This is a genomic window from Paenibacillus sp. N119s (genome assembly GCF_059447605.1).
In genome coordinates this window covers 1-25,321 of sequence record NZ_JCAJRU010000042.1, presented here as the reverse complement: position 1 = coordinate 25,321, position 25,321 = coordinate 1, and the positions used below count along the sequence as shown (strand labels likewise).

Here is a 25,321-nt window from a genome sequence, read left to right as displayed (position 1 = left end):
CAAAACCACGTTTCGCATTTTTGAGTGAGGACGGAATCTTGCGCTTACACGATGAGGAGCACGCTTCGCAGCACGGCAAGCACGTACAAACAAGTCTGACTGACGACGAGAGCGGCTATCCAGTCATTGAGGGTCAGGGCCTTGTGTATTATGCCTATGAGGACAAGGCTTACGTCAAGGGCAATAAAGGTGACGGCCAATTCATCCCAACACCGTTGGTGCTCAAGCAACTCGCAGCAGAGCTTCTGTAATCCAGCAGCATCCAGGATCATCCCCGGGTTATTCCGGGGCTTTATGGCACGCGCAGGCGGCAAGGCACCAGTTAACCAGCGGAAACACAAACAGCCTGGTCAGAACCCTTGCGCGGTTCAATTCCGCAGCGTGTCTTTTATTTTTCATCGATGGGAGTGTTACTGTGAAAAAGAGTCCGAAAACAGGAAAATGTATGCTTTGCAATGACCCAAATCCAGAATTTTACGCCACATTAGGCGCTTCATTTTGTGGTGTGTGCTGGGAAATCATGAAGTCTGGTGATGATGATCCTCTGGGCGAAAGAATCGTTTGGGACGAGTGTTTGATGGGAATAAAGTGTTAGACCGTGAAAATATAGTTCTAGACTGGCAGCGGCGGCGTTAAGCCAACGGACAGGATGGTAGATAAAATATGTTATTATTGGATTGTGCAAAGCTTATTCCGCCTATTCGAAGGGAGATTAGTAGAAATGCAAAGCGCTCAACAGGTGCTAACAAATTATTTTCAAGCATTAGGAAGCAAACAGATTGATAAAGTGATCGAATTGGTTCATGATGAAGCAAAATTTATTATTCTTAAAAAAGAGCCTTCTAATAGAATTCCTTTATACGGCACATTTCATGGAAAAGAAGGTGTAAGAAATTATTTAAACTTATTAGAAGAAGCAGAACAAATAGAGAGTTTTGTCCTTCACAAACTCATCGGTAATCAGGAAGCAGCGTGTGCATGGGGGAATTTCCGCATCAAGGTCAATGTAACCGGGAAAGTGTTCGAGAGTGATTGGGCAATTGTTTGCGAAGTAGAACAGGAGAAGATAAGGTTTTTTCAAATCTTCGAAGATACTGCCGCACTAGAAGAAGCTTTTGATTTAAGAGACTGTTGATATGTTAGTGCAGCTACACATCACTATGCTAAGTAATCATACGAAAACGTAGGTTATTGGCCGGCAACATATCGAATTTGGTCAAGTAATGCGTTACGCTAACGCAGAACGTTAGTTGAATACAACGGCAGTCTAAGACTTTATTTTTACTTAATAGCGAGTAATATCGAGAAAGTGAGCAAAAGCCAGCTTATAATGGTTTAATTACCCATTTTCCGGTATTGTCCGGTTTTTGTTCTTTGACGGCTATTTTTAGCAATTTGTAAAATGGTCTTGTTCTTCCTCTCTAGTTACTAAGTACAAATGCTTTTATGCAACAGCGTAGCGTTTTGCATCCCACTTGCGGGAATAGAACCTATCGCTGTTTCTTTTTTCGGGTTTTAAATAAGCTCCTTAGTTCATTTGGTGCTGTAAATACATAGGCAAATACAAGTCACTCATTTGGGTGGCTTTTTTTATTGCCTTGAAAGGTTTGAATGGTTTGAAGAAGAAGCAGAAGAAAGGAATTTTGCTATATATGAAAGGCCCACCAAAACAGCCGAAAAAATGCAAAGGTTGTGTTTGGGGAAACTGGGATCGAGTTAAACAGTTTTGTTCTCGACCACACTGTATAAAGGAGGTAAAATATCCCTGATTGGCAAAACATTTAGGGGGTAGACTCGTGCAAGAAGTTGATTACTTAAAATTAATAATAGGACCATTAGCAACTGCTATTCTTACTACTTTTGCTGTCGTCATAAAAGATTGGGTTCAGAAGCAAAGTAATTCAAAGAGAGATTTAAAGGAAAAAATGCTTTTGGAACTATATAACAAATTATTTACTATGAGTATGAAATATAATGGGTTATTAAAGATTTCATATAATGAGGAGATCTACTGGGTCGAAGAATCAGGCGAAGAACGTACACATGACAAGCCGTATATTAAGGATTATGATATCTGGGACAAAGCAATCAAAGAAACTTCGGAGATTGTTTATGAAAAAATACACCTTTTAAGATATGATGATTTGATTCAGTGGTCAAAGGTAAGGGATGAGCTCCCTGGGGACTTTGATGTAGATGGGCTAGGTAAATATTATGCTTTTAGAGATTTTCAAAAAAAGATTAAAAAGACTTATGAAACACTGTATAATGATTTCCACTTTAGTTCAAGAAAGAGACGTAGGTTAAAACTCAAAAATTTAAAAGCTCGTATAAAAGAAGTTAAGAATAATCCATTCCTTAGCAAAGCAGATAAACAAGCGATGCTTGTAAAGATTAAAAAAAACATGCAATCTTTTAGAAAAAGAAAAGATTAGCACCCATTGCGGTGCTTTTTCTTTTGCTCTCATATGACAATATGCGAGCTATTTCTGAGCGTTATTTTTGTTACATGGAAGAATGGAAGGAGTGCAGAAGAGAGCAGAGAGAGGGCATACACGCAGCCTGACAGCCTGTTAGCCTGCCACCCGAATAGTGAAAACCAACTCAACTCAAAGGAGACCCAGCCTATGCAGAAGCCGATGCTTAATATGACGCAATAAATACACTTGTATTTTGGGGTATCACGTAAAAATTTACAGGGACAATTGCCCAAATCAAACCAAACGAATAAGATACATTGTTGAATATCCTATTTTTGGAGGGTGTTAAAAATGTATCCTGAAGCTCAAAGTCAAATAAATCGTCATATTGCACCAGGACAGCAATTACCAATGCAACCAACAGCGTTTCCCAAGACAAGGTCCTCCGCCCCAGGCTCTTATATTCCTAATTATTCAGAGTATGTTTGGGTACTTGTTCCAAGGCGAGCGTTACCCGGAGGATTTCCTGAATGGACTGATTTTTTTAGTTTGCAATCGTATCAGAATGCTGTAAATGGTACTTATCCAATGTGCTATAAGTACTGCGTATTAAGCGGCGGGACTCCGGAAAGTTGTAAACAAAGATGTTGGTATCAAACAGTTCAAATACCTGTACCTTCAAAATTTTGGAGCCAGATAAAAGTTCCTGAAGTATGAATATTTAGTTTCAATTGAAAGTCCGGAGCAGCAATCCGGGCTTTTGTTTTTTTGTCGGCAGGCTTCCAGCGGATTGGGAAAAGCAAGCGCCGCAGGCTGATCCTGCTTCAATATAAGAAATGAGGTGCATCACGATGGACATCAGTATCATCCCAATAGAGAAAATCAACGCAGCAGCATACAACCCACGGGTTGACCTTCAGCCTGGTGATCCAGAATACGAGAAGCTGAAAGCCAGCATTGAATCCTTTGGTTATGTCGAGCCTATCGTCTGGAACGAACGCACCGGGAACATGGTGGGTGGCCATCAACGCTATAAGATCATGGTTAACGAGCTGGGTCATACGGAGCTGACTGTAAGTGTTGTAGACTTGGACGATCAGCAGGAAAAGCTTCTCAATCTGGCGCTTAATAAGGTCAGTGGGAACTGGGATGATGAAGCCCTTTATCGATTGCTTGACGATCTGGAGCAGAGTGGGGCTGATCTGGTCCTTTCTGGCTTCGATAAGGACGAGGTCGAACAGTTAATGAAAGACTTTGCTGAACCTGCAGCAGATCAGCTTGGGGACTTCACCAATAAGGAGCTGGACGTGAGTGATTTCGACGAGGAAAATTTCGAGTGCAAGTGTCCGCGATGCGGCTTTGTGTTCGACCGCACAGAGAAAGGAGCCGGTGAGTCATGAGCCGCCCAGCATGGGATTGGAAGCTGTCTGATCTGTCTACGGTACCGCAGCATGGACGGACGGTGTTTTCTTGTTTCTCCTGTGGCGGTGGCTCCACAATGGGGTATAAGCGAGCTGGCTATAAGGTGCTGGGCAACGTAGAGATTGACCCACAGATGATGCGAATCTATCAGCGTAATCATAACCCGCTGCATCCGTTCCTGATGCCTATTCAGGACTTTAAAAACATACCGGATGGCGAGCTGCCGGCAGAATTATTTGACCTGGACATACTGGACGGATCGCCACCTTGTAGTGTGTTTTCAACTGCTGGCGCCCGTGAGGATAAATGGGGTGGAGAATATGCTTTTCGCGAGGGGCAGGCCGTACAGCAATTGGACGACCTGTTTTTTGAGTTTCTGGAGGTAGCGTATAAGCTCCAACCGCGCGTGATTGTTGCTGAGAACGTAAAGGGAATGCTGATCGGCAAAGCTCGCGGCTTCGTTAGTTTGGTTCTATCACGCCTTCGTGAGATTGGCTACAGAACGCAGCTATTCCTTCTCAACTCTGCCACGATGGGGGTTCCTCAGAAGCGGGAACGTACAATCTTCATTTCGGCAAGGGAGGACATGCCGTTTCCGCCGCTACGCTTGGAGTTTAACGAGCCGCCTGTGCTGTACAGGGACTTTCGCAGTGGTGATGGCAGGCTGATCAACCAGGACAGTCTAACATTTCAGCGCTGGCACAAGAAGCGTCCGCCAGATTTGAACATGGGGGATGTTACGGAGCGTGAAGAAGGTAAAGTGAGCAACTTTAACACAATTCTGCTCAAGGACCAAAAGGTTGCGAATACCCTTGCCAGTTCGTCCGTTTTCTTGAGGGATGATGTACCGCAGCACATATCAGTTACTGACATCATCCGTATGCAGACCTTCCCAAGCGATTACGATTTTATGGATGCTGATCCGCAGTACGTTTGTGGTATGAGTGTTCCACCGCTGATGATGCAGCGGATCGCAGAGCAGATCAATTCTCAATGGTTTGAGGCAAATTAAAAGAGGGACGCGGTAACGTCCCTCCATCAATCCAGGGTATCCCCCGGCTGAGATAGCGGCCCGCCACGCGTGGCATTTTGCGAACATCCGCTGTCTCGCATTCCATAATAACGGAAGCCGAGGGATACGACAATGGGAACAGACAACGAACAACAAGATGCATTACTACAGCGTGAGATAGAGATCGTCGAGGGAATCCTCGAATCCAAGGCGCAGTACCGGAAGATTGTTAAAGCTGGCATAGCTCAGTGGGTCAAAGACCTGCAAGCTGGGAATATAAAAATGCAGACGGTCCAGGACTTGGATCGTCTGATTGAGTTGGATATAAAGCTTCAAAAGGATGAATTGTAAAAGCACATAATAATCTTGCTATCTGATTCATAAATATGGATTTATTAAACATTAATATGATCTTAATGTAAGAAAGATTAAAAACATGGAATCTTTTAGTAGACTGAGGGGGTAGTTAAATATACAAATATAGGAGGAATAAGCTTTGAAGAAGAAACATTTAATTGCATCAGCCTTAGCTTTAGGTATTATTGGCGGGGCTGTTGCCGTACCCAATGCAATTTTTGCGGATTCCGATGCTGTAAGTACTTCCGCAAATACATCGACTTACGGGAACCACGATGAAGTGAAAACACCTGGTAATCATGACGTGGGTCTTTTTAAGAGAAAAGATCTTTTTAATGTGAACCTTGACGGCAAGTCGCCAGTAACAGATTTCTCCGTATCTCCTGGATATGGTCATGTTAAGCTTCGTGTAAAAAACAATAGCAAAACGACACTTACTTTTACCTTAAAGCATGTCAATAGTGGAGATTATTTATTTACCAAGTATGTGGGTGGCGGTGATACATTTAATTGGTATAGCACAGATAGCTTTTCAAACGGAATGCGCGCAGGAGACTATGAAATACAGTGGCATGCTAGCGGAGCTTATGTAGACGCCTCAGCATGGGCTGTTTCAGCAAATAGCCCAGATGAACTTTAATTAACTCAAGTTATCAAACAAAAAGAGAAAGCTCCAACCTTTTCCGGTTCGGGGCTTTCTTTGTTTTACCCAAGGTCAATTTACATTCGTGGAGGTGGTGATTGTGTAGCATGGCAAGAGAGCGAAGTCCTGAGCGGGAAAAAGCAAAACAGATGTGGCTGGAGAGCGGTGGAGCGATGAAGTTAAAAGACATCGCCGCCGCTCTTTCTATTCCTGAAGGCAGGGTCCGCAAATGGAAGTCTATTGACTGCTGGCAGGATGAATTGAAAGGGAACGTTTTTGCTTCCTCCAATGGGAACGTTCCAAATGGAACGAAAGGGAACGCTCCTAATCCAAGGGGAGCGCCCAAAGGGAACAAGAACGCTGTTGGCAATCGCGGCGGTGCTCCCCCAGGAAACCAAAACGCTAAAGGGAATAGTGGCGGGCCGGGTGGTCCCTATCGCAACAAGAAAGCCCTCAAGACAGGGATGTATGAAACTATCTTTCTGGATGCCTTGGAGGAAGACGAGCAAGAGCTGTTTGATCAGATCGATACTTCCCCTTTGGCGCAGCTTAATGAGCAGCTTATTATGCTGTCTATCCAAGAACGGCGACACATGCGCCGGGTCAAGCAGCTTGAAGCTGGCCTGACCGACGAGGAAAAGAAGATCAAACAGGAGCTACACCAGCGCAAGGACAAGGTTCCTTATACTAGCCCGAAGACAGGGAAGCAAATTGATCTTCCCGTTGTAACGGAAGGTATGAAGGTCACGGAGATCACGACTGTCACTACTTCCAAGCTGGACAAGATTCTCAAGCAAGAGGAAGCGCTCGTTAAAACCCGTGATAAAAAGCTTCGGGTCATTAACCTTATTGCCAGCTTGCAGCAGGAGGAAGAAAAGCTGGAGATTGCTCGCGAACGGCTGGAGCTGGAGAAACGTAAGTTGTTAGGCTATGGCGGCGCGGAAGGGGATGAAGACGACGAAGACGATGAGGAAGATGACGACGAATGGTAATTACTCTTGCTAAGGAGCATCGAAAAAGAGCCAAGCGGCGGCTAAGGGATCGGCCTGAAAAACTGGATGAGCTAAAAGGAATCCTAGCCGACTTTGAACAATTCTGCTGGCGTATGCTCAAGATCAAGACGAAGAGCGGCCGCATTATGCCGCTGACGCTTAATGATGCTCAGCGGACATTCGTCCGTGAAGTATTTAGGCAGATCGAAGCTGGCAAGCCTGTCCGGATTATCATCCTTAAAGCCCGGCAGATGGGTTTTTCCACTGTCACGGAAGCACTTATCTATTATTTCACGTCCCTGCAAGAGGCTAAGAACGCCTTTATCGTCGCGCAGTCTTCTGATGCCTCCAGCAACCTTTATGATATGTTTCAGTTTTATTATGAGAAGGTACCCGCAATCATCAAGCCAATGAGCCGAAAGAACAATGCTAAGAAACTCACCTTTGAGAATCCAACGATTCGGACAGCGGACCGCCGTAGAAATCCGGGGCTCAAATCGAAGATCACTGTACAGACTGCGGAAAGCCGGGTGCTTGCCCGTTCGGACACGATCCATTACCTACATGCTTCAGAGGTGGCATTCTGGCCAGCCAAGAAGAAAAAGAAGCATCTATTGTCCTTACTGGCAGCTCTGTCAAAAGAGCCAGGTAGTTTGGGTGTGATCGAATCTACCGCCAATGGCATGGAAGAGTTCAAAAAAATGTGGGATGCAGCCGTTAAGGGTGAGAGTGATTTTACTCCGCTCTTTTTTGCGTGGTTCGAAATGCCTGACTATCGGAAGCCGGTACCGCCAGGCTTTGAGTTAACCGAAGAAGAACGGGAGCTGAAAGCAAAATATGGTTTGGACGACGAACAATTGCAGTGGCGGCGGTATACCATTCGGAACGACTGCGGCGGCGATCCGCGGCAGTTTGACCAGGAATATCCTTCTGAGCCCGACGATGCTTTCTTACTGTCCGGTGAGGGCATCTTTGATAACAAATTCATCAAGCAGTTACGGGATGGAATCAGTATCATTGGCGGTCACTACGAGATTGATTTTGTAAAAAACAAGATCATCCCAACGAATGCTGGTGAACTGGTTATTTATCGGCAGCCAGAACAAGGTAAACGGTACGTTCTGGCTGCCGATACAGCCAAGGGGAAAGAAGACGGTGACTATGATGCAGCTTACGTTTTGGAAGAGCGCACAGGCGAAATGTGCGCGGCTCTGCACGGCAAATGGGATACGGACCTTTACGGTAAAAAGCTAAACACGCTTGGTTTGTATTACAACACGGCACTGTTGGCCGTGGAGAATAACAACACTGGGGAATCCGTCCTGAATACGTTGTTCAATACTTGCCACTATCCGCTGTTATTCATGCATAAGAAGAATTTGGGCTGGAATACCAACCAAGCAACGCGCCCAGTGATGATCAGCGACTTCAAGGAAGCGATCCGGGACCAGCTCTATGATATCTACTGTCCCGAACTTTACAGCGAGTGTATGACGCTGATCGATAAGAACGGCAGGGCTGAGGCAGATAGTGGGTGCCATGATGACAGAATCTTGGCGTATTCCATTGCGTTGCAGGTCCGTCAGGTGGCTGATAAATGGTTTGAATGGTTTAAGAAGAAACAGCAGCAGCGGGCAGAGTCCCGTGATGATTACAACGAGGAAGTGGGGTGGATTTAAACAATGAGTGAAGGAAATGCACAGTGGTTTCAGATCAGCAAGGCGGACGACGAACGGCATATACCGTCCAGCGCTCAATTGCCGGATTTATTCGACGATCTATACGATCTTCACGGTCTGTTACCCTTCGCACTCGGCAATGACCCTGCTTCCTGCAAGCTGTTGGTCAAAAACTCCAACATCATACCACAATGCATAGAGGCATACAAACGCAATATCGCTGGTTATGGAATTGCTCTGGAATATTTGCCGGGCGAGAGTGATCAGACAGCCAAGGCCGAGTGGGATAAGGCTGAGAAGTTTCTGGAGACCTGCAATCTGGAGGATACCCCGGACGAAATCATCAGCCAGTTGATTGACGATTTGGAAAGTACGGGGATGGCTCATGTCGAGGTAGCTTGGCCTGTAGGTTCGGAGTTCCCGACTATCTTCCGGATGAACCCGAAATATGTCCGCTGTACGAAGGAAAGTAACAAGGCGACTATCAAACGCAAGCGGCGTATCAGCTCCACAAAGCAAGTAGAGGAGTTTTCACAGGAGATTTACGCCCGACGTTATGCTATGAAGCGCAATACATCTGTTGTGTGGTTCCGGCTGTTTGGGACGGAGGCAGATGAAGGTAATGATGAAAATCAGATCATCCCGCTGCGCATCGGTCATGACGGGCCCTATGGGGAGCCGCGCTGGTTTGGCAATGCGCCTGGTGTGGTTGGCAGCCGGGAAGCTGAGGAATTGAATGTGAATTACTTTAGCAACGGACGCATGTTGTCCATGATTTTGACCGTCACCAATGGTCGTCTTACCAAGCAATCAATGGAACTCCTTAAAAATGTGAAAGGTTCCAACTCACAGGGTGGCATTCTTTATTTGGAGGCAAAAGGGGAAGAAACAGGCGGCCCGATGGACGAAAAGGTTGAAAAAGTGCAGATTAAATTGGAAAAACTCAATGACCTGCTGCAACAAGACGCGCTCTTTCTGGAGTATGGCAAGGAAAAGAAGGCTGATATCTTGTCGGCCTTCCGGCTGCCTCCAATCTTGGTCGGTCAAAGTTCAGACTATAACCGCGCCACAGCCGATGCCGCGTTACGCTTTGCAGAAGAACAGGTTTTTGAGCCATACCGCAAGTGGATTATGGCAGAGATATTTAATAAACGCCTGTTCCCGGCTATGGACATTTTCCGAGTGCGTGCCGTGTTGAGAGGGCCGAAGATCATTGACCCTGCGGATCGCAAAGCTATGCTGGATTTTATCGCTGACCGGGGCATTATGCTGGTGCGGGATCTGATTCCGATTGCCGAGGATGTACTTGGCACAACGATTGATGAGACCAAGTTTAGCGAGGAATATCTGGATACGCCGATTGCGCAGCTTGCAGCCAGTCAGCCCGCATTGCTTGAGCCAGAGCCAGACACGGACACAGACGACATACAAAATCGTATTGCTACAATTGCCAAACGTTTGTTAAAACAGGCTGACAAGGAGGCAGGCGTTCATGTGTGAGTCCTGTTGGGCGCTGATCGCCAAGGCAGACGACGATGAATTTTTAGACAGCTTAGAACTGTCTTATGTTGAACGCAAGGTGCTGGAAGAACTGTACAAGCAGGGCGAGGATCGCATAAATGAGATTCTGGAGCTACAGGGGCAAGCCCTTCATGATGCCATTTCGGAACTAAGCGAGGATGCCCTGGGTGATATCGGGGAGCTAGGTAAGGTGCTTATCGCTTTGCACACTACAGATGTGTTTGCCGAGCTGTTCGAGCAAGCCATACAGGAGGCTTTTGAACCGCTGTTTCATTTGGCCGGGGAAACAGAGCTGTCCGCGTTGGACAAGGAAAAGGTATGGAGCACTAGCAACAAGGCTGCTGGCCGTTTTACCAAGAAGCTTAAAAAGCTGGTTCCAGACATGAACAAAGCTTCTACGGATGTGTTGCTGCGTAGCTTCGGCAAAGCCATTGAGGAAGGGGCTACACCTTCCGAGCGGGCTTTACTAGTGCAGGAGGTTAGTGCTCAAGCGGCCAGCGGGGAAGATGGCCCATTTAGTATGCGGCGTGCGCAGCGGGTATCACGTACCATGAGCACAGCAGCCGCCAACGGTGGCAAGTTGGAGGGCTGGAAGCAGTCGGAGATTGCCAAGGGAAAGAAATGGCGGTCTGCTGCTGGCACACGTACCCGCAAGAGCCATCGCAAGGCCAATGGTCAGGTGGTTCCGTTGGACGAACCGTTTAAAGTTGGTGACAGCAAACTGATGTATCCCGGCGATCCGTCCGGTGAGGCAAAGGAAATCGTAAACTGCCGCTGCACGATGCAGTTGGTACTCGATTAATTATGAGGGGAGGTGAAAGAGAATATGACCTTTAAATTGAAGGATGCAAAGATTACTCATATTTCGCTGGTTGATAAGGGCGCCAATGGTGTACCGTTTGCAATCATTAAATCTACCGGGAAAAATGCCATCCAGAAGCAAGTACAGATTGCCAAGGTTGACGATGCCAAAAGGGTTGTAATCGGCGTGGTATACCAGCCAGACGTGACTGACGCTCATGGGGATCAGATGGATGCGGAGGAAATTGAAAAGGCCGCGCATCTCTTCATGGAGAAACAGCATACTTACAACATCGACAAGCAACATGATTTAGACACAGACAAAGGCTATGTAGTCGAATCCTATATTGCTCCTTGTGACATGGAGATCGGTGAACAAACTATTATTAAAGGCTCCTGGGTGGCCGGGGTAAAGGTAACGGATGACGACACTTGGGATGATATTCAGAAAGGCGAGATTACCGGCTTCTCGATGTGGGGTGTCGGTAAGCGGGAAGAGATCGTGGAAGACGGGGAGGTATCGAAAGGGCTCTTGAGTAAAATCGTTAAAGCGCTCGGTGCAATGGGATTGATTGAGAAAGGCGCAGTCGCTGACAAATACAATAAGAACCGTAAGAACCGCGAGTTTTGGGCTGCTCAGGATGCCTTGAACGCGGTTCTTTTTCGTTGGGATAGTTGGGAGAGCGGCATGGAGAGCGACCCTGAAATAATCCGTGAAGCCCTTCAGGACTTTGTGGACATCGCTCAGGAAGTGCTCGTTCAAGAGGATATTGTAAAGGCAATCGGAAGCCCACCTGAACAGATCGCCAAGGCTGGAAAGAAGATTTCTGCCGACAATCTGAAACACATTGATGATGCTATTGCTTCATTGACCGAATTAAAAACAAAAACTGCTCCTGCTGAAGAAGCTGAGCCTAAGGAGGACGACGATTTGAACACAGAAGATATTGCAAAGGCTGTACAAGCTGCCGTAGCACCAATCGCCAAACAGGTAGAAGCCCTGTCGACGCAAGTTACTGAATTAAAGAAACAAGAAGGGGAAGAGTCTGGGCAGCCAGCAGGAACAGAACCACCTGCTGAACCGCAAGCAAACGCGCTGACTGACGCGATTACAAAGGCACTAGCACCGCTGACTGAGCAGGTCCAAGCGCTGGCTACTGACGTACAAGTTGTAAAGAACAGCCGTGGTGGTTCCGCTCAAGGCGGTATCGTAGACGAAATTCAAAAATCTACTGGCGGCGTAAGCTTCGGCGGCCTGCTTTAATACCATGAAGGGAGACAAGCAAATATGAGAACAAATGGACAAATCATTCAAAAATCTGCCATCGTTACACCGATGGACCAGACTGCTCTTACTTACGAGCAAGTAGAAGCATTTATGGCGATGGCGTACGAATCTACGGAGTTTTTGAAAGGTATTCGCACAATCAATCGTAAAAGCGCCAAAGGCACAATTGATAAAATTGGTGTAACTGGTCGCAACCTTCGGAGCAAAGTGGAGAATGTCATGGCTTCGAATACAGCCGCACCTACATTTCCACAGGTGCCTTACGCCGTGGCTCCAGTAGTTCTTCCATTCGAAATTACGGAGGAATTTATCCGTCAGACTGGGCGCGTACGCGGTCAAAATGCTGAGGAAATCATCCTGGCAGCTATGACCAAAAACTATGGCGATAACATGCAGGATTTGGGCTTCAATGGGGATACAGCCACCGCTAATACCGACCCGGATTATGATTTCTTAAAAATCAATGACGGATGGCTAAAGCTGGCCAAGACCACAGGGAATTATGTCGACTGGACGACGCTCCCAGCTGAGAAAAAGCTCGGTATCTTTTTTGAATTGGAACGGTCCATCCCGACTCGTCTGCGCACTGGTGGGGTATTTAAATACTTCATGCACCCCAACACCTTCAGCGAACGGCTGCAAAAGCTGGCTGAAAAGGATACCAGCGCTTCAATTCAAATTCAAATTATGGGTGCTCAGAAGACAATTAACTCCTACGACGTTGTGGAAGTGCCACACATACCTGAAGGTAAAGTGCTCTTCACATATCACCAAAACTTTGCCCTGGTGAACACCTATGACATGCAAATCCGCAAGACCACGGAAGGCAAAGAGGCTATTTATGCGGATAAGCGTTTCTATGCTATTCATTCCGACTTTGATTCCATTTTCGAAGAGCCGGCAGCAGTGTCTTTCGTAGAAGGAGTGACGTTCTGATGGCATATATCACGTACCGAGGAGAGAACACTTCTTTAATGCTTTACGGCATCCGGTTCCCGGCCAAAGTCCCGGTGCAGGTTGAACAAGGTGAGGTCGTTAAAAAGCTACGTGAACGCTCGGATTTTGATATCAAGGAAGAAAAGGTTATTCCGCTGGAAGACCTGACCCTCGTCCAACTTAAAGACAAGGCTAAGGCTGCCAACATTGAAGGATTCGGCAGCATGAACAAGTCTGATCTAATTGCTGCTTTACGTGGCGGTGGTAAGCCTTCCGATAATACGCCACCTGCAGATGATCCGTCGAAACCGGAAGGGGCTGACGGTAAAAGTGCTGACGCCAACAATCCTCCAACAGCGTAGCCGGGTAACCCCGATCCAAGAGGCACCGGCTGAGCTGCTACAACAATACATTGATGACGCGCAAGTACGTATTGAGTTATACTTGCCCGTTCCCTTCCCGGCTGAACCTGATAAGCAGATTATGCTGGCTTGGACCAAGCTGGCGGAGGGATTGGCATTGCAGGACAGCGAGGAATATCTTGCATCCGTGGCGCGTAATTATGCGTCCGAGAGCGATGGTGCTTGGACGTACACCCGTCAGGCTGTGGAAGGCAAAACAACGGGTAATGCTGATGTGGACGCTATCCTGTTTCTGTGGGTGAAAAAGCAGACTGGACCGGATGATGGTAACATCACCGCATACGTGCTATGAACCACCGTTTTAAAACGCCATTGGTCGTGTATCGTGTTGGTCAAAAACGAGATGATGACGACCTGTTCGATGATCGGAAATCCGGTAAGATAACTGACGTAAAATGCTTTGTCGTGACAACTACGACGGAAGCCAAAGCGGATGCTAAACCAGTAATGTACATTGTCAAAAAGACTGTAGGAGTCCCGAAGACAGCCGACATTAAGCTCAGTGATGAAGTGGTGTTGCTAGGCCGTAGATTCCTGGTTATTGACTCCATTCCGCGTCGTTACTGGCGCGAGCTGCTTGTAACATGTGAGGTGAAGGGAAATGACCGTTCATGATTTCGATGGACTGGCCCGGCGGTTCCGTCGTATAGCTGATGAAGGGATGGAACGTATTTTGCGTAACATCGCGGAGGCAGCCGGGGAAACACTGCTCAATCTAATCATTGATGAAATTGACCGCCAGGGCTTGATCGACACCGGGGCCATGTGGCAGTCCTTTTCCCGTGGCGACAATAATAACGTGTGGGAATGGGATGTAGACCGCAATGCGATCACGCTGGAGCTTGGTTCCAACCTGCCTTATGCACAATTGGTCAATGATGGTTACACCATTGAGAAGAAACATTTTGTGCCGGGTTACTGGAATGGTGGCGGCTCATTTGTTTACGATCCGTCTGCCAAAACTGGGTTCATGGCAAAGCCGCGCAGCTTCATAGGTCGCCACTACTTTGATATTGCTGTCGAGCATTTGGAAGGCGGAATGAACCAACTCATCATGCGCCGCCTAGAAGTCGAACTCGAAAGGATGCTGCGCTGATGATGGATGTTGGTTTAAAAGCCTGGGCCGAAATCGTGCGACGGGTGTATCCTGAGCTTTCAATCTTGCGAGATCGGTCTAAATGGCTGGCTGGTGATTTTAAACTGCCTGCCGTGTTTATCGAGACGGATCTTGTTTCAGACAAGGTTCACACGCCGCGAGCTGATCGGATCATTGAAGATGTGGGGCTGGTGTTCCACTATGACAAGGAACGAGCGGACGAGCAGGACGAGGGGGAGCCTATACCGCTTGATCTTGACCCGTTGTTCCTCTACTTGCGGCAGCAACGGTTTAACGTAGCATCCAAGCGTTTTGGGGTTGTGCTGGTCATTGAGCCGCCACGAACCCGAAAAAAGGCCGATCAAGTAGAGGTTACCTTCAGGTACTCGTATTTGCTCAGTGTACCGAAGTCATTAGTCAATGACGATGGCAGCCCAATTCAGAGGATTAACAATTTTTATATCAGTCACAACGGGGAGGAATTTGACGCATGACTGAGGATTTAAACAAACGGAATAAGCAGGAATGGATTGAGAGCGCAGCGGTCTTGAAGGCAGAGCCTTACGAGATTGCGGGCGCTCTTTTTGATTGCGCTACTGACGCCTTGCTTTCGCGGGCAGAAGTGGAGCAAAGACTGGATGCGTATTTGCATCCGGTCAAGGAAAATCCTGCTGTGCCTGTTAAACCACAAGTGAAAAAAGCAAAGGAGGAAACGCCAAATGACAATTCAGAGGGTTAGACCTAGCGCTTATATTGCGCTGTTGGTAAAGGCGCGATCCCGTGTTGTTCCCACAACTGGCCGTGTACTGATACCATACCAAGAAGAATGGGGCGCTCCGAATCAGGCTGTTGATATGGCCGATGATTCGGAGCGCCTGAAGGAGTCCGGCAAGCTTGTGGATGTACTGGAGCTTGCTGCCGAAAGCGGCGCGACTGTTATCGGCTACCGGGTTACAAACGGGGAAGAGAAGGCTGCATCAGTGACCGTTGCTGACAGCTATACCATTGAAGCACGTTATCCAGGGACACGAGGCAATGATTTCGAATACATGGTGCGTCCGTCTCTTATCGATGACACCAAGAAGGAGATCGTAGTCCGCGACACCAAGGGCGTATATGATACCGAAACGTATCTTGTAGCTGACAAAGCCGCTGCTGTGGAAGCCCTTAAAAAGTCCGCTATGGTTCGGTTTAAAGATACCGGCGCGACTGCTCTTACAGATACGGCTTATACCAAGCTGGATGGCGGTACAACTGGCACGGCCGCATTGGCAGCCACCGACTGGAATCGTGTCTTTAACCGGGTGTACGGCCTGACGTTCGATACTATTTACCTCTCTGCTGTTGATCCGGCTGTACAAGCTGCCGCAAAACAATGGCTGCTAGATCGTCGGGATAAGGGTCATAAGCTGGCGACGTTGGTTATCGCTGGCCCGGCAGCTACGGACGGCGACATTGAGGCGCATAACGCACGTAGTCGCGCCATGAATGCCCGTTATGTAATTAACTGCTCTCTTGCTGGCGATCACACTAACGGTAAGACCTACACATCCGTCGAATGGGCTGCATGGGTGGCTGGGCTGGTTGCGGGTACACCTGCCAATAAGTCATTTACGGGTGTTGAAGTGCCTATGACATTGGCAAAAGTGGACTGGAGCCACACTGAGGCACTAAAAGGACTGGCAGAGGGAACGCTGATGGCTACACGAGATGGTTACAAATACATTATCGAATCTGCTATTAACACTCTGACCACGATCGGACCAAATGAGCGTGAGGACTTTGGGAAGATTCGCGTATCCGCTACGATTGACCAAGTAATGAACGATATCTACGAAGCGGGCAAGCGTTGGAAGGCCAAGTTGGATAATGACAAGGAAGGGCGCAGCATGTTTATTGCTGCTGTGTTGGAATATCTCAAAATCCGTGCTCAACAGAAGGCCATTGCAGACAAATTCAGTTTTGGAGAAAACCCTAACAAGACAAGCGAAAATGATTATGCGTATTTCGTACTTGCCGCTAAACCGTTGGATGCTATCGAGATTTTCTATATTGACTGGGAGGTGGAATAATAGATGGAACGCGAACTCATTGGGAGAAATCTCTCGCTTCAAGACGACAATGGCGAGGACATTCATACTGTCAAAGAGGTTGAAGTCAAGCTCACCACGGAAACGCTGGATATCGTCAGAGCACGCCGTATGACGAAAACAAAGCAACTGACAGGTTATGAAATCCCGGTCAAAATCGTCATGTCCAAATTAGAATCACGGCTGCGTTACCGACTACTGGAGGATTTTAAAGCGGGCAGGACCATGTTTTTGGCACGCATCACAGGCGGTCTTGAAGACCGGATCACTGGCAACACAGAGAAAGTGTTGATTACTGGTGTCCACATCCACGGAGAAATGGACATCTTGATTGCTAAAATTGATGATAACAACGGCATCGATATTACTTTAGAGGGCACGGCGACGGACTTCGATTTTGTCGAAAAGTTCCCGGATTATATGTGGGAGTAAGAGGGCGATTTATTCGCTCTCTTTTTGTTTTTTAAAATACAACCAATATGGAGGAAATAACAATGAGCAGCCAACAAAGCCAAGATCGCTTGCAAAAATACTTAGCTAAAGCCAAAGAAGGACAAAAGGACGACATCATTACGGTACAAGCCGATGGCGAGGACTGGTCTGTAAAACGTCTGAAAACATTAGACGTACGTCGGTCATATGATCTTGCTCTTGATGAGGATGGTAATTATAAGTCGCCTTATTTTAACGAAATCGACGTGATGATTGTCAAGGCGACAGAGCATGAGTTTGATTGGAATAACAAAGATTTGATGTTGGCGTACGGAGCTACCAGCAAATTTGAATTGCCACCACGTATTTTAGACAACACGGACGATTATGCTGTACTCAGTAAGGCTGTTCGAAATTTCAAAGAGACTCAGGATTCTCTTCTCAATGATGCAAAAAACTCATCCGGCGAGACGGAGAAGCAAGCTGGATAGCTCACTTTTGGGTGAACCAGAAAAAGCTGCCTTCTGAGGTCTTGCCGTATGAAGTAGACGAACAGCGCCAGTATTATTTTTGCCTGGCAGCGTCGATGATCGCTGAAGAAGAAATGGCGCGTCTGAATAGGAAATAACCATGTCGAAACAGGAAGGGGGTGGGAACAATAGCAACTACGTCAGTTACGGTGCCATTTGAGGCACGGGATATGATAACCGGCGCTGTCCGAAATATGCGTCGTATGCTTCAGGGCGCCCACGATGATCTGATGAATTTTCGCCGGGCTTCGGGCAACATGTTTGATGATTTTGTATCCGGTAGCCGCCGGGCGAGGGAATCTGCGGATGATCTAGGCAGACGGATCAATGGCGCGTCTGATGAAGTACGGCGTATGAATCAGATCCACTTGGACGATATCTTTCGTCGTGCACGTGCTGGAGCTGATGATCTTAGGCGTTCTGCTGATCGAGCGGATTCGGAAATACGAAGTATCCGGGACGCCCATGTTAAGCTACGGGCCGAGGATTCGATTAGTCCAGTCGTTGACCAGGTATCCGACAAAATTTCAGCGCTGGCAGCGTTGGCAGGTGGGATTGTGCTCGGTAGCGGTATAAGTGACTCTATGTTTGGGGGCGTGTCCGACTACAGCCGTGAGGCGGCGCGAAGTGCAGCATACATGCCAGAAAACTATCGTCAGCAAAGCCTTAGCACGGTAGATGATTTAGTTAAAAAGGCCATTATCCCAGATCGTATTGAAGGAACCCGACAACTTGCCGATGCAGCACCTTTAGTACAGGACAAATCCAAGATGAGCGACTTTGTAAGTGCGTCTGCTAAAATCCAATACATTCGCCCGGATGCCGGAGCTGAGGAAGTACAACGTGCTTTGTCTCAAGCGTCGAACAGTTTTAAAGAATCCTATAGTCAAGTCGCTGATAGCATGATGTATGCCTACAAGGAAGTAGGTGACAAGCAGCAGGATCTGTTCGATACGTTTTGGGAGTACAGTCCATACTTTGCAAGCAGCGGCACCGATTCAGCGCAAATGGCAAATTTTTTAACGAAAACTGTCCAGAATGGCGCATTTAACTTCGACAAGCCTGCCGACTTTTTCAAGGAGACGTTTGGGGTAAAGGCGTTGAATACTGGCGACATGGCGAATTACTTTATCAGTCGTGGGGCAGGGAAGGATGAAGCCCAACGTCAGGCAACGGCTTTTACAGACGATATCAATTCAGGTGACAAACAGCGTGCTCAAGGAGCCATAGCGGCATTGGTTGGCGATCTGGCTAGTCAAACGCGGAGCCAATTAAAACAATCTCTTGTAACTTTGGGTTCTGGCGCTGGTGAAGACAACGCTGATTCCATTCTGAAGACGTTCGGCACGGCGTTTCAAAAAGCACCAAACATGAAGGGCACCACTGATATTTTGCTTCGTAAGCAGCAGGCAGCGGACCCAATGACGGAAATGAAGCAGACTCGTGCTGAAATGAGCCTGCAAATGCAAGAGATTGGGACCAATATTGCTCAAGCAGCCCTTCCAGCTATGAAGGAATTTAACGCCTTGCTAGTCGAAAACAAGGACAACATACAGGCCCTCGGTGGGGGAATAACCAGTACGATCAAGGGAGCTATTAGCATTTACAAAGATAATTTCAGAGTGATAAATGCTGCCTTATTGGGACTGGCCGCCGTGTTGGTTGCTAAAAAAGCCTGGTCCTTTGCTAAAAGTGTCAAGCAGTTTAATGATGAGCTGACCACTGCTGCAAAGTGGGTAGGAGAGAAGGGAAAAGCGGGGGCAAATGCCACAGGCAGAGGAGTCAAAGCCGGTTGGAATTGGATTCGTCGCAAACCTCCTGAACCTCCAGCTCCACCGCCTGAAGAAACTCCTGCCCAACGAGCTGCCCGAATACGGGAGCGGATGGGTGGTCGCGGTATTAGACGCCAATTGAGTGGAAACCGTAACCCTGTCGATGATCGTATTGGTGGTTTACGCTCTGTTGCTTCCATGACTGTTAATGCTACGAAAGTCTATATAAATGGCTCTGTGTCGGGTGGTGGAGACGGCGGGGCAGATGATGGCGGTGGCGATAGTGGCGACCGTGACAGAGATCGCCGCCGTAGAAGAAACCGTCATGGAGGGCGTAGGGGAGCGGGAGGAGGCGGTAGACGTCGTATACGCATTAATGGTCCTCGTCCCACTCCACCCCCTGATCTTAACCCAAGTCCTCGCGGATCGCGTGACAATCCATGGCGTGTTCGTCGACCTGCTCCACCAAATCCACCGCCACCACCGAGTCCGCCTTCTGGCGGTGGCCGCTTGCGTGGCTTCCTGAAAGGAGCAGGTAAAGCTGCTAAAGTTGGCGGTATTGTGGGTACGGTAGCAAGCGTAGCAGCCGGTGCATATGACCTCTACGAAGCATCAAAGGATAAGGGCTTACGTGAGGCTGTATCTACGCAAGGCGGTGCTATGGTTGGCCGTGTAGCCGGAGGTGCTATTGGCGGGGCTTTTGGGTCTGTTCTTGGACCACTCGGCACAATGGCCGGTGCATACATCGGGAATATCGTAGGGGAGAAGATCGGGAAATTTGCCGATGAAAGCGGACTGACCCGGAAAGTCGTGGATGGTGCAGTTGGAATCTTTAATTCTGCTAAGGATACCTGGACTGGCGTGAAGAACTGGTTCACGGGCGACAAGAAGGAAGAGAAGCCCGGCCCCCCTCCTGAAGCAAAAATTACGATCAACAATCTGACTGAGCAGAAGCAGAAGCGTCTTCAGCAGATTGGCGACGATGTGCGCAAAAGCATAGTCGATAAAGGTCTTAAAGAGGGACTAAAAACCGTTGCTGAGCAACCAGAAGTTAAGCAGCGCCTTAATGCACTTAAAAATGCGTGGGGTGTTGTCTGGAAAATGGGTGACAGCAGCAAAGCTCAGAAAAGTATTAAAGATGTAGGAACCGCTTCTAAGAGCAGCGCGGATGAGGTGGCCAAAGGGGCAGCAAAAAATAAACAGAGTTTTAATAGTGTCAGCGCTGCGGCGAAATCGGCTGTTGATAAGACGAGGCAGTATCTGTTCTCACTTAAAAACGTATCTAACCAAGGCAATAGCTGGGGAAGTGATCTAATGTCCCATTTTATTGCTGGTATGCGCGGCCAGTTCCCCACGTTATCTTCCGTTGTCAGCAGTGTTGCTGTAACCTTGAAAAAATTAAAGGATGCGAAAGATGCCAATTCTGGAGGTGGTGGAGGCGGTGGTACTACACCAACACCTAAGCCACGTCCTTACGCCCGCGGAGGTTATATCAACCGTCCACACGTCGGTTTGGTCGGCGAAGCTGGTCCGGAAATGATCATTCCGCTGTCAGCCAGCCGCCGTAGTCGGGGCCGCGAGCTTTGGGAACGAGCTGGAATAATCATGGGTGTACGTCCTTATGCAAACGGCGGCCAAGTCGGACGGCCAAGCCTGATAGGTGCGTCCAGTATGATGCCAATGGCACAAATGCTTAATCCATCAACTTCGACTGCCCCGAAGTCAGTCAGCATTGAGAATATTAATATTGATTTTGGTGAACTCGCGAAAGGAATAACCAACTTTGTAGAGTTTGCAAAAATGTTTAGTAGTCCGCAAGGTCGAGCTCTGATTCGCAAGGTGGTTGGTGAGGAGCTGATTAAAGTATTGGAGAATGGAGGATAAGCAATGCTGGCACTATCGCAAGGCAAGATCCGTCTTACCTTCCCGATCACCCCGGCAGAGATTCAAATAACCGGAGGCAACGAAGTTGAAACCTTCACCGTCATTACCGGACAGGAGCGCACAGGGAAACCCATTTCCAAGGTGAAACGGGTTTCTTTTTCTGCCATTCTTCCGCGCTATTGGGAAGAAATTTGGGAGACGGATAGAAAACAGACGGTCACCTATAAAACACCAGAAGTAACGTGGAAGCTGCTGGAGCAATGGAAAGGTAAGCCGGTTGTGATCAATTTTGAGAACCTGTTTAGCCAAACGATGCTATTTGAAAGCATGGATCAGACTTATAAGGATGGTCAGGCTAATCTACATGTAACGTACTCTTTTGTAGAGTACAAGCCCGTTAAGATCGTTTCCTACTCTAATTCCAAGCAGGTTCTCAAGCCAGGTACGGTTATTACCAAATCGTCCAAAAGCCGCCCGAACACAACGGGTAAGAAGGACAAAAAGAACGATAAGAAAAAAGATGATAAAAAAAAGAAGGCCAAGGATAAAAGCAAAAAAGCCAAGGAGGACCCGAACGCTAGGGGCGCTTTTGACTATACCAGTTCCAAAAAGCGAATATCAGACAAGGTTTCCAAGGCTAAAGGGAAGTGATGTATTATGGACGGCTTTGCGGCTGTATATGGCAAGGAGAACGCCCGGCAGATGCTGACGGATGGCATCGAGGAAGTGTCCTGGTCTTCTGGCCGTGATGAGATTGCCCGCAGCGCTACGGTACGACTTCGCAATGCGAGCAATATAAAGGTAGCTGGTATGCTGATGTGCTTTTCGCAAAAGGTCGGTGGTGCTCTTTATCATCACAAAAACCAATTTTTTCACGGACCTATTATCAAATACGAGCAGGACGAATTTACAAACGCTTGGGAAATTGAGGCGCGGGAGATCGGTTGGTATTTGAGCAAGAACAAGGGTACGAGACCATACCTTAAAGGCGAGGCTGGAGCGGAGCTGCAACGATACATCAAGAGCACGGGCATTGACTTTCGTTGCCCTGCACTCGGCTTTAATTTGGACGAGCGTTATGGAACGATGGCTCATTCGGAAATTGTGCTAGACGTATTGCAAAAGGCATATGAGCGTAGCGGCTACCGTTATTATATAGACCTTGTTAGGACGGAAAAGAGCTTTTATCTGCAGGTGATGCGCGAAGGGACCAATACCAAGGTCCCTATTTTTGTACCCGAACAGATGACCTCCAGCACGGCAGGATACAGCATCGAGGAAACTTATACAGTCATAACCGCGCAAAAATGGAAGGATGATAAGATCGCTTCTGCTGTTACTAAAACAGCGGCAGGTGCAGTTAAGTCTATGGGGCGAATGGAAGAGATTATCGAGGTTGGTGAGGATGAAAAGCCGGAGACCATCGCGGCGCAGCGGTTAAAGGTTTTGTCCGCTGCCAAACAGATCAAGAAAATTACAGTTCGGCACACGGACCATACGTTATCCGGCTTGCGTTCCGGTTGGCTTGTCCTGACTAAGACCGATCATACTTCAAAATGGATTGTCGTCACGGCTGATAGCAGCTACAAGAATGGAACATATACCGTAACGCTGGAATTGGAAAGGAGGGAATAGCCGTGCTGAATGAAGCGCTCAAGCTTCTAAAAGATCAAACCAAAGACAAAATCGACGCACGGGACACCGAAAGGGCTACGCTTCTAAGTTGGCCCGGTAGTCCGTCAATACAAGTGGATGGTGACCCGGCACCTTTTCCAGCGGATAAACTGGTGTTTGCTGAATATTTGTTGAATCGGGAAGTTAAAGCGGATTTCATAGCTGCTGAATATCTGGAGGGTGATGAAGCCAAAGGCAGCGTTACAGGCGTATTGGCTAACGGTGTGGTGTATGAAACAGGTGAACCTTACAAGCAGACTCCACGGACATCGATACGTGGCAAACTGGTTATTCCTAGCCCTTTGCAGATTGGTGATCGTCTTATTGTCTCTCGTCTGAGCGGCCAGCGCTACTACGTCCACGGGAAGGATGTGGGTGGACATGGCTGATGAGGAAAGCCTATTTCCCGTTTTGGATCTTTCCGAGCTAGATGAAGTAGAACTGACCGAAACCGTAGCATCTGAAACTAAATGGACGTATGTGATCGACTATCGCACGCGGCAGATGGCCACCACAGATGATGGACGTCCCAAGAAGACAGCCACCTATGCTGAATATTTAGTGCAGACAGCGCTCAAAATCCTTAATACAGAGCGATTTCAATATGTGGTGTACGACGCTGATATTGGCGTCGAACGATCTGAATGGGCCAATTGGGAGGACGTTGAAATTAAACGCGACATTGAGGAAGCTTTGGCAGCTCATACGGAAATCTCTCAAGCAGAAGTGCTATCTATGGAACGGGACGGCCAGAACATGTACTTGAAAATTAAATTAACTGGCTTAGCCGGGGAAGCGGAGCTGAAGGAGGCGATTGAACTGTGAATGTGAAATTAACGGATCTGCCGGCACTGCCACCGATGGCAATTTTGGAGGAAACCCCCGAGGAAGTCTACCGCCGATGGGTTAACCGTGCGATTACATTGGCACAGGAAAAAGGCTTGCCCCCGCCTCCTACTGATCCGGGAGAATATTTCTATGATCTGTGGTACCCGATAGCTATGGAATATTCCGAACAACAGGAGCTGTTAACATATGCGTTCCTCCAAGGCTTTCCCATTTGGGCGGATAGCGAGTTTTTGGACGGTCACGGCTGGTCTGATGGAATACCACGTAAGGAAGGGGAGGACGACGACACATACCGCATGCGGATGCTTGATCGTAAGTTTACCGAGGAAGGTAATGGGCGGCGTAAGGATTATGAGGCATGGGCGAAGGAACTGGAGGGTGTCGGTGGTGCTGTGGCTGTTGAGAAGGCTCGTAATGATGTATCCATAGACTTGTATCTGACTGATCTACAGGGTAAACCAGTCACAGAAGAATTTGCTGCTAAGGTTAAGGCGGATATGTGGGAAACCAAGCGGATTGGCGGCCACGATCTCGAAGTGTATCCTGCCCCAGTGTTCACGCTGCAAGTAGCTGCGAAACTAAACACAGCTCTTTCGCTTCCTGAACTGATCGAACCAATCAGAAAGCGCATTGCTGATTATGCTCTTGGCCGTACAAAGCTTGTCTTTAATTACGTAGGTGCTGCTTTGTTGGTCAAGGGCGTGGAGGATTATGAAAATCTCACGCTTAATGGAACGACTAAAGATGTTGAGGTTTCAGTGACGTCCGTATTACAGATTGAGGTGAACCTGACATGATACCTCTGCGCTATCGGGAAATGCTGCCGCCGCACATGTATGAGATCGACATGGCCGAGCGGCATTTTGGTGTTATGGAGCTGGTAGTGGATGACCGAGAAAAGTCGATTGACGATCTTGGAAATCAATTTGTTTTGAAGACCGCTACCTGGTCATTACCCATTTGGGAATGGATATATTTCCGACAGGAGCAGATTGGGACACTGGAGCAGCGCCGTGACGCGATACGTCGCAAACGTTGGGCCAAGCGGCCATTTACGCTGCCTACGTTACGGCTGATCGGCAACAAGTATGGCAATCTGTTGGCCGTACAAGAGGATTTTCTCGCTAAGCAAATTCGTTTTGTTTACTCAGTCGAATCGGATTTGGATATTAAAAGCCTGATGGAAGACTTTGAGTACATTCGGCCTGTCCACATCAATAAGGCTTTGCCCTCAATTCACATTGAATTTCATCATGCACATCAGATCCATTCCCGCATACATTTCCGTTCGCGTGTTCGTTTTTTTGGTGGTCGTCCTTGGTATCTGGATGGTGTTGAGTTACTGAGCGGTGCTGCATCCTTGTCTGGATGGACCAACGAGCACCAGCGATATCGAAACCAGGTGAAGCTCAGGACGCGGCATCAGGAAGAGAATCGACAGGAAAGCGTTGTAAAGGTTCGGCAGAACTATTGGCTGTTGAACGGAAGTGTTCCGCTAGAT

General features: G+C 47.8%; 30 protein-coding genes. All 30 read left to right on the top strand.

All coding sequences use genetic code 11. The features are described 5' to 3' along the window. On the top strand, positions 1 to 251 hold a 251-nt coding region (locus AC5V8P_RS07650; protein ID WP_495473594.1), incomplete at its 5' end, for a hypothetical protein. Between the two features lie 470 nt (positions 252 to 721). Continuing rightward, a complete protein-coding gene (locus AC5V8P_RS07645) occupies positions 722 to 1,135 on the top strand; it encodes a nuclear transport factor 2 family protein (protein WP_064796747.1) in 414 nt (137 codons plus the stop codon). A gap of 661 nt (positions 1,136 to 1,796) precedes the next feature. Further along, the gene (locus tag AC5V8P_RS07640) at positions 1,797 to 2,435 is read left to right on the top strand and encodes a hypothetical protein (RefSeq protein ID WP_064796746.1); all 639 of its coding nucleotides are present in this window, start codon (positions 1,797 to 1,799) and stop codon (positions 2,433 to 2,435) included. 336 nt (positions 2,436 to 2,771) lie between these two features. Continuing rightward, entirely contained in the window at positions 2,772 to 3,137 is a 366-nt protein-coding gene (locus tag AC5V8P_RS07635) for a hypothetical protein (RefSeq protein WP_155762543.1), read from the top strand. Between the two features lie 134 nt (positions 3,138 to 3,271). Next, the gene (locus tag AC5V8P_RS07630; protein WP_064796744.1) at positions 3,272 to 3,820 is read left to right on the top strand and encodes a ParB N-terminal domain-containing protein; all 549 of its coding nucleotides are present in this window, start codon (positions 3,272 to 3,274) and stop codon (positions 3,818 to 3,820) included. Further along, a complete protein-coding gene (locus AC5V8P_RS07625) occupies positions 3,817 to 4,854 on the top strand; it encodes a DNA cytosine methyltransferase (RefSeq protein ID WP_064796743.1) in 1,038 nt (345 codons plus the stop codon). The genes AC5V8P_RS07630 and AC5V8P_RS07625 overlap by 4 nt, the downstream gene beginning before the upstream one ends. Before the next feature lie 132 nt (positions 4,855 to 4,986). After that, a complete protein-coding gene (locus AC5V8P_RS07620; RefSeq protein WP_013372024.1) occupies positions 4,987 to 5,205 on the top strand; it encodes a hypothetical protein in 219 nt (72 codons plus the stop codon). Between the two features lie 145 nt (positions 5,206 to 5,350). After that, the gene (locus tag AC5V8P_RS07615; RefSeq protein ID WP_064796742.1) at positions 5,351 to 5,851 is read left to right on the top strand and encodes a hypothetical protein; all 501 of its coding nucleotides are present in this window, start codon (positions 5,351 to 5,353) and stop codon (positions 5,849 to 5,851) included. Between the two features lie 110 nt (positions 5,852 to 5,961). After that, the gene (terS, locus tag AC5V8P_RS07610) at positions 5,962 to 6,846 is read left to right on the top strand and encodes a phage terminase small subunit (protein ID WP_064796741.1); all 885 of its coding nucleotides are present in this window, start codon (positions 5,962 to 5,964) and stop codon (positions 6,844 to 6,846) included. Next, a complete protein-coding gene (locus AC5V8P_RS07605; protein ID WP_064796740.1) occupies positions 6,840 to 8,525 on the top strand; it encodes a terminase large subunit in 1,686 nt (561 codons plus the stop codon). Before terS ends, AC5V8P_RS07605 begins: the two co-directional genes overlap by 7 nt. Positions 8,526 to 8,528: 3 nt before the next feature. Next, the gene (locus AC5V8P_RS07600; RefSeq protein ID WP_064796739.1) at positions 8,529 to 10,025 is read left to right on the top strand and encodes a phage portal protein; all 1,497 of its coding nucleotides are present in this window, start codon (positions 8,529 to 8,531) and stop codon (positions 10,023 to 10,025) included. Then, positions 10,018 to 10,848 carry a phage minor head protein gene (locus tag AC5V8P_RS07595; RefSeq protein WP_064796738.1) on the top strand — a complete coding sequence of 277 codons (831 nt, stop codon included), beginning with the start codon at positions 10,018 to 10,020 and terminating at the stop codon, positions 10,846 to 10,848. The genes AC5V8P_RS07600 and AC5V8P_RS07595 overlap by 8 nt, the downstream gene beginning before the upstream one ends. A gap of 24 nt (positions 10,849 to 10,872) precedes the next feature. Next, the gene (locus AC5V8P_RS07590; RefSeq protein WP_064796737.1) at positions 10,873 to 12,111 is read left to right on the top strand and encodes an XkdF-like putative serine protease domain-containing protein; all 1,239 of its coding nucleotides are present in this window, start codon (positions 10,873 to 10,875) and stop codon (positions 12,109 to 12,111) included. Between the two features lie 24 nt (positions 12,112 to 12,135). Beyond that, the gene (locus AC5V8P_RS07585; RefSeq protein ID WP_064796736.1) at positions 12,136 to 13,071 is read left to right on the top strand and encodes a phage major capsid protein, P2 family; all 936 of its coding nucleotides are present in this window, start codon (positions 12,136 to 12,138) and stop codon (positions 13,069 to 13,071) included. Further along, a complete protein-coding gene (locus tag AC5V8P_RS07580; RefSeq protein ID WP_064796735.1) occupies positions 13,071 to 13,433 on the top strand; it encodes a Rho termination factor N-terminal domain-containing protein in 363 nt (120 codons plus the stop codon). The genes AC5V8P_RS07585 and AC5V8P_RS07580 overlap by 1 nt, the downstream gene beginning before the upstream one ends. Next, positions 13,366 to 13,785 carry a head-tail connector protein gene (locus AC5V8P_RS07575; RefSeq protein WP_495473593.1) on the top strand — a complete coding sequence of 140 codons (420 nt, stop codon included), beginning with the start codon at positions 13,366 to 13,368 and terminating at the stop codon, positions 13,783 to 13,785. The genes AC5V8P_RS07580 and AC5V8P_RS07575 overlap by 68 nt, the downstream gene beginning before the upstream one ends. After that, positions 13,782 to 14,108: a hypothetical protein gene (locus AC5V8P_RS07570; RefSeq protein WP_064796733.1), complete on the top strand. Its 327-nt coding sequence runs from the start codon at positions 13,782 to 13,784 to the stop codon at positions 14,106 to 14,108. The genes AC5V8P_RS07575 and AC5V8P_RS07570 overlap by 4 nt, the downstream gene beginning before the upstream one ends. After that, entirely contained in the window at positions 14,095 to 14,589 is a 495-nt protein-coding gene (locus AC5V8P_RS07565; RefSeq protein ID WP_013372011.1) for an HK97 gp10 family phage protein, read from the top strand. Before AC5V8P_RS07570 ends, AC5V8P_RS07565 begins: the two co-directional genes overlap by 14 nt. Next, positions 14,589 to 15,083: a hypothetical protein gene (locus AC5V8P_RS07560; RefSeq protein WP_064796732.1), complete on the top strand. Its 495-nt coding sequence runs from the start codon at positions 14,589 to 14,591 to the stop codon at positions 15,081 to 15,083. The genes AC5V8P_RS07565 and AC5V8P_RS07560 overlap by 1 nt, the downstream gene beginning before the upstream one ends. Beyond that, positions 15,080 to 15,328, top strand: coding sequence for a hypothetical protein (locus AC5V8P_RS07555; protein WP_064796731.1), 249 nt, complete (start codon positions 15,080 to 15,082; stop codon positions 15,326 to 15,328). The genes AC5V8P_RS07560 and AC5V8P_RS07555 overlap by 4 nt, the downstream gene beginning before the upstream one ends. Beyond that, positions 15,309 to 16,661, top strand: coding sequence for a phage tail sheath subtilisin-like domain-containing protein (locus AC5V8P_RS07550; RefSeq protein ID WP_064796730.1), 1,353 nt, complete (start codon positions 15,309 to 15,311; stop codon positions 16,659 to 16,661). The genes AC5V8P_RS07555 and AC5V8P_RS07550 overlap by 20 nt, the downstream gene beginning before the upstream one ends. A 3-nt stretch (positions 16,662 to 16,664) precedes the next feature. Beyond that, positions 16,665 to 17,111, top strand: coding sequence for a phage tail tube protein (locus AC5V8P_RS07545; protein ID WP_064796729.1), 447 nt, complete (start codon positions 16,665 to 16,667; stop codon positions 17,109 to 17,111). A gap of 62 nt (positions 17,112 to 17,173) precedes the next feature. Then, positions 17,174 to 17,602, top strand: coding sequence for a hypothetical protein (locus AC5V8P_RS07540; RefSeq protein WP_013372006.1), 429 nt, complete (start codon positions 17,174 to 17,176; stop codon positions 17,600 to 17,602). Between the two features lie 158 nt (positions 17,603 to 17,760). After that, the gene (locus AC5V8P_RS07535; protein ID WP_231116824.1) at positions 17,761 to 21,297 is read left to right on the top strand and encodes a tail tape measure protein; all 3,537 of its coding nucleotides are present in this window, start codon (positions 17,761 to 17,763) and stop codon (positions 21,295 to 21,297) included. A gap of 3 nt (positions 21,298 to 21,300) precedes the next feature. Then, the gene (locus AC5V8P_RS07530) at positions 21,301 to 21,948 is read left to right on the top strand and encodes a hypothetical protein (RefSeq protein ID WP_064796728.1); all 648 of its coding nucleotides are present in this window, start codon (positions 21,301 to 21,303) and stop codon (positions 21,946 to 21,948) included. A gap of 6 nt (positions 21,949 to 21,954) precedes the next feature. Then, a complete protein-coding gene (locus tag AC5V8P_RS07525; RefSeq protein ID WP_064796727.1) occupies positions 21,955 to 22,932 on the top strand; it encodes a hypothetical protein in 978 nt (325 codons plus the stop codon). A 2-nt stretch (positions 22,933 to 22,934) separates the two neighbouring features. Then, on the top strand, positions 22,935 to 23,360 hold the full coding sequence (locus AC5V8P_RS07520; RefSeq protein ID WP_064796726.1) for a hypothetical protein: 426 nt from the start codon (positions 22,935 to 22,937) through the stop codon (positions 23,358 to 23,360). Beyond that, positions 23,353 to 23,796 carry a DUF2634 domain-containing protein gene (locus AC5V8P_RS07515; protein WP_081276798.1) on the top strand — a complete coding sequence of 148 codons (444 nt, stop codon included), beginning with the start codon at positions 23,353 to 23,355 and terminating at the stop codon, positions 23,794 to 23,796. Before AC5V8P_RS07520 ends, AC5V8P_RS07515 begins: the two co-directional genes overlap by 8 nt. After that, on the top strand, positions 23,793 to 24,617 hold the full coding sequence (locus AC5V8P_RS07510) for a baseplate J/gp47 family protein (RefSeq protein ID WP_064796725.1): 825 nt from the start codon (positions 23,793 to 23,795) through the stop codon (positions 24,615 to 24,617). Before AC5V8P_RS07515 ends, AC5V8P_RS07510 begins: the two co-directional genes overlap by 4 nt. Next, positions 24,614 to 25,321, top strand: a 708-nt coding sequence (locus AC5V8P_RS07505; protein ID WP_495473592.1) for a putative phage tail protein, incomplete at its 3' end; no start/stop codon positions are given. The genes AC5V8P_RS07510 and AC5V8P_RS07505, both read left to right, overlap by 4 nt.

What these genes read in the sequence shown, in the direction of transcription:
- AC5V8P_RS07645 (WP_064796747.1), top strand. Translation starts at nt 722, where the DNA reads ATGCAAAGCGCTCAACAGGTGCTAACAAATTATTTTCAAGCATTAGGA.
- AC5V8P_RS07635 (WP_155762543.1), top strand. Translation starts at nt 2,772, where the DNA reads ATGTATCCTGAAGCTCAAAGTCAAATAAATCGTCATATTGCACCAGGA.
- AC5V8P_RS07630 (WP_064796744.1), top strand. Translation starts at nt 3,272, where the DNA reads ATGGACATCAGTATCATCCCAATAGAGAAAATCAACGCAGCAGCATAC.
- AC5V8P_RS07625 (WP_064796743.1), top strand. Translation starts at nt 3,817, where the DNA reads ATGAGCCGCCCAGCATGGGATTGGAAGCTGTCTGATCTGTCTACGGTA.
- AC5V8P_RS07620 (WP_013372024.1), top strand. Translation starts at nt 4,987, where the DNA reads ATGGGAACAGACAACGAACAACAAGATGCATTACTACAGCGTGAGATA.
- terS (WP_064796741.1), top strand. Translation starts at nt 5,962, where the DNA reads ATGGCAAGAGAGCGAAGTCCTGAGCGGGAAAAAGCAAAACAGATGTGG.
- AC5V8P_RS07605 (WP_064796740.1), top strand. Translation starts at nt 6,840, where the DNA reads ATGGTAATTACTCTTGCTAAGGAGCATCGAAAAAGAGCCAAGCGGCGG.
- AC5V8P_RS07600 (WP_064796739.1), top strand. Translation starts at nt 8,529, where the DNA reads ATGAGTGAAGGAAATGCACAGTGGTTTCAGATCAGCAAGGCGGACGAC.
- AC5V8P_RS07595 (WP_064796738.1), top strand. Translation starts at nt 10,018, where the DNA reads ATGTGTGAGTCCTGTTGGGCGCTGATCGCCAAGGCAGACGACGATGAA.
- AC5V8P_RS07590 (WP_064796737.1), top strand. Translation starts at nt 10,873, where the DNA reads ATGACCTTTAAATTGAAGGATGCAAAGATTACTCATATTTCGCTGGTT.
- AC5V8P_RS07585 (WP_064796736.1), top strand. Translation starts at nt 12,136, where the DNA reads ATGAGAACAAATGGACAAATCATTCAAAAATCTGCCATCGTTACACCG.
- AC5V8P_RS07580 (WP_064796735.1), top strand. Translation starts at nt 13,071, where the DNA reads ATGGCATATATCACGTACCGAGGAGAGAACACTTCTTTAATGCTTTAC.
- AC5V8P_RS07575 (WP_495473593.1), top strand. Translation starts at nt 13,366, where the DNA reads ATGATCCGTCGAAACCGGAAGGGGCTGACGGTAAAAGTGCTGACGCCA.
- AC5V8P_RS07570 (WP_064796733.1), top strand. Translation starts at nt 13,782, where the DNA reads ATGAACCACCGTTTTAAAACGCCATTGGTCGTGTATCGTGTTGGTCAA.
- AC5V8P_RS07565 (WP_013372011.1), top strand. Translation starts at nt 14,095, where the DNA reads ATGACCGTTCATGATTTCGATGGACTGGCCCGGCGGTTCCGTCGTATA.
- AC5V8P_RS07560 (WP_064796732.1), top strand. Translation starts at nt 14,589, where the DNA reads ATGATGGATGTTGGTTTAAAAGCCTGGGCCGAAATCGTGCGACGGGTG.
- AC5V8P_RS07555 (WP_064796731.1), top strand. Translation starts at nt 15,080, where the DNA reads ATGACTGAGGATTTAAACAAACGGAATAAGCAGGAATGGATTGAGAGC.
- AC5V8P_RS07550 (WP_064796730.1), top strand. Translation starts at nt 15,309, where the DNA reads ATGACAATTCAGAGGGTTAGACCTAGCGCTTATATTGCGCTGTTGGTA.
- AC5V8P_RS07545 (WP_064796729.1), top strand. Translation starts at nt 16,665, where the DNA reads ATGGAACGCGAACTCATTGGGAGAAATCTCTCGCTTCAAGACGACAAT.
- AC5V8P_RS07540 (WP_013372006.1), top strand. Translation starts at nt 17,174, where the DNA reads ATGAGCAGCCAACAAAGCCAAGATCGCTTGCAAAAATACTTAGCTAAA.
- AC5V8P_RS07530 (WP_064796728.1), top strand. Translation starts at nt 21,301, where the DNA reads ATGCTGGCACTATCGCAAGGCAAGATCCGTCTTACCTTCCCGATCACC.
- AC5V8P_RS07525 (WP_064796727.1), top strand. Translation starts at nt 21,955, where the DNA reads ATGGACGGCTTTGCGGCTGTATATGGCAAGGAGAACGCCCGGCAGATG.
- AC5V8P_RS07515 (WP_081276798.1), top strand. Translation starts at nt 23,353, where the DNA reads ATGGCTGATGAGGAAAGCCTATTTCCCGTTTTGGATCTTTCCGAGCTA.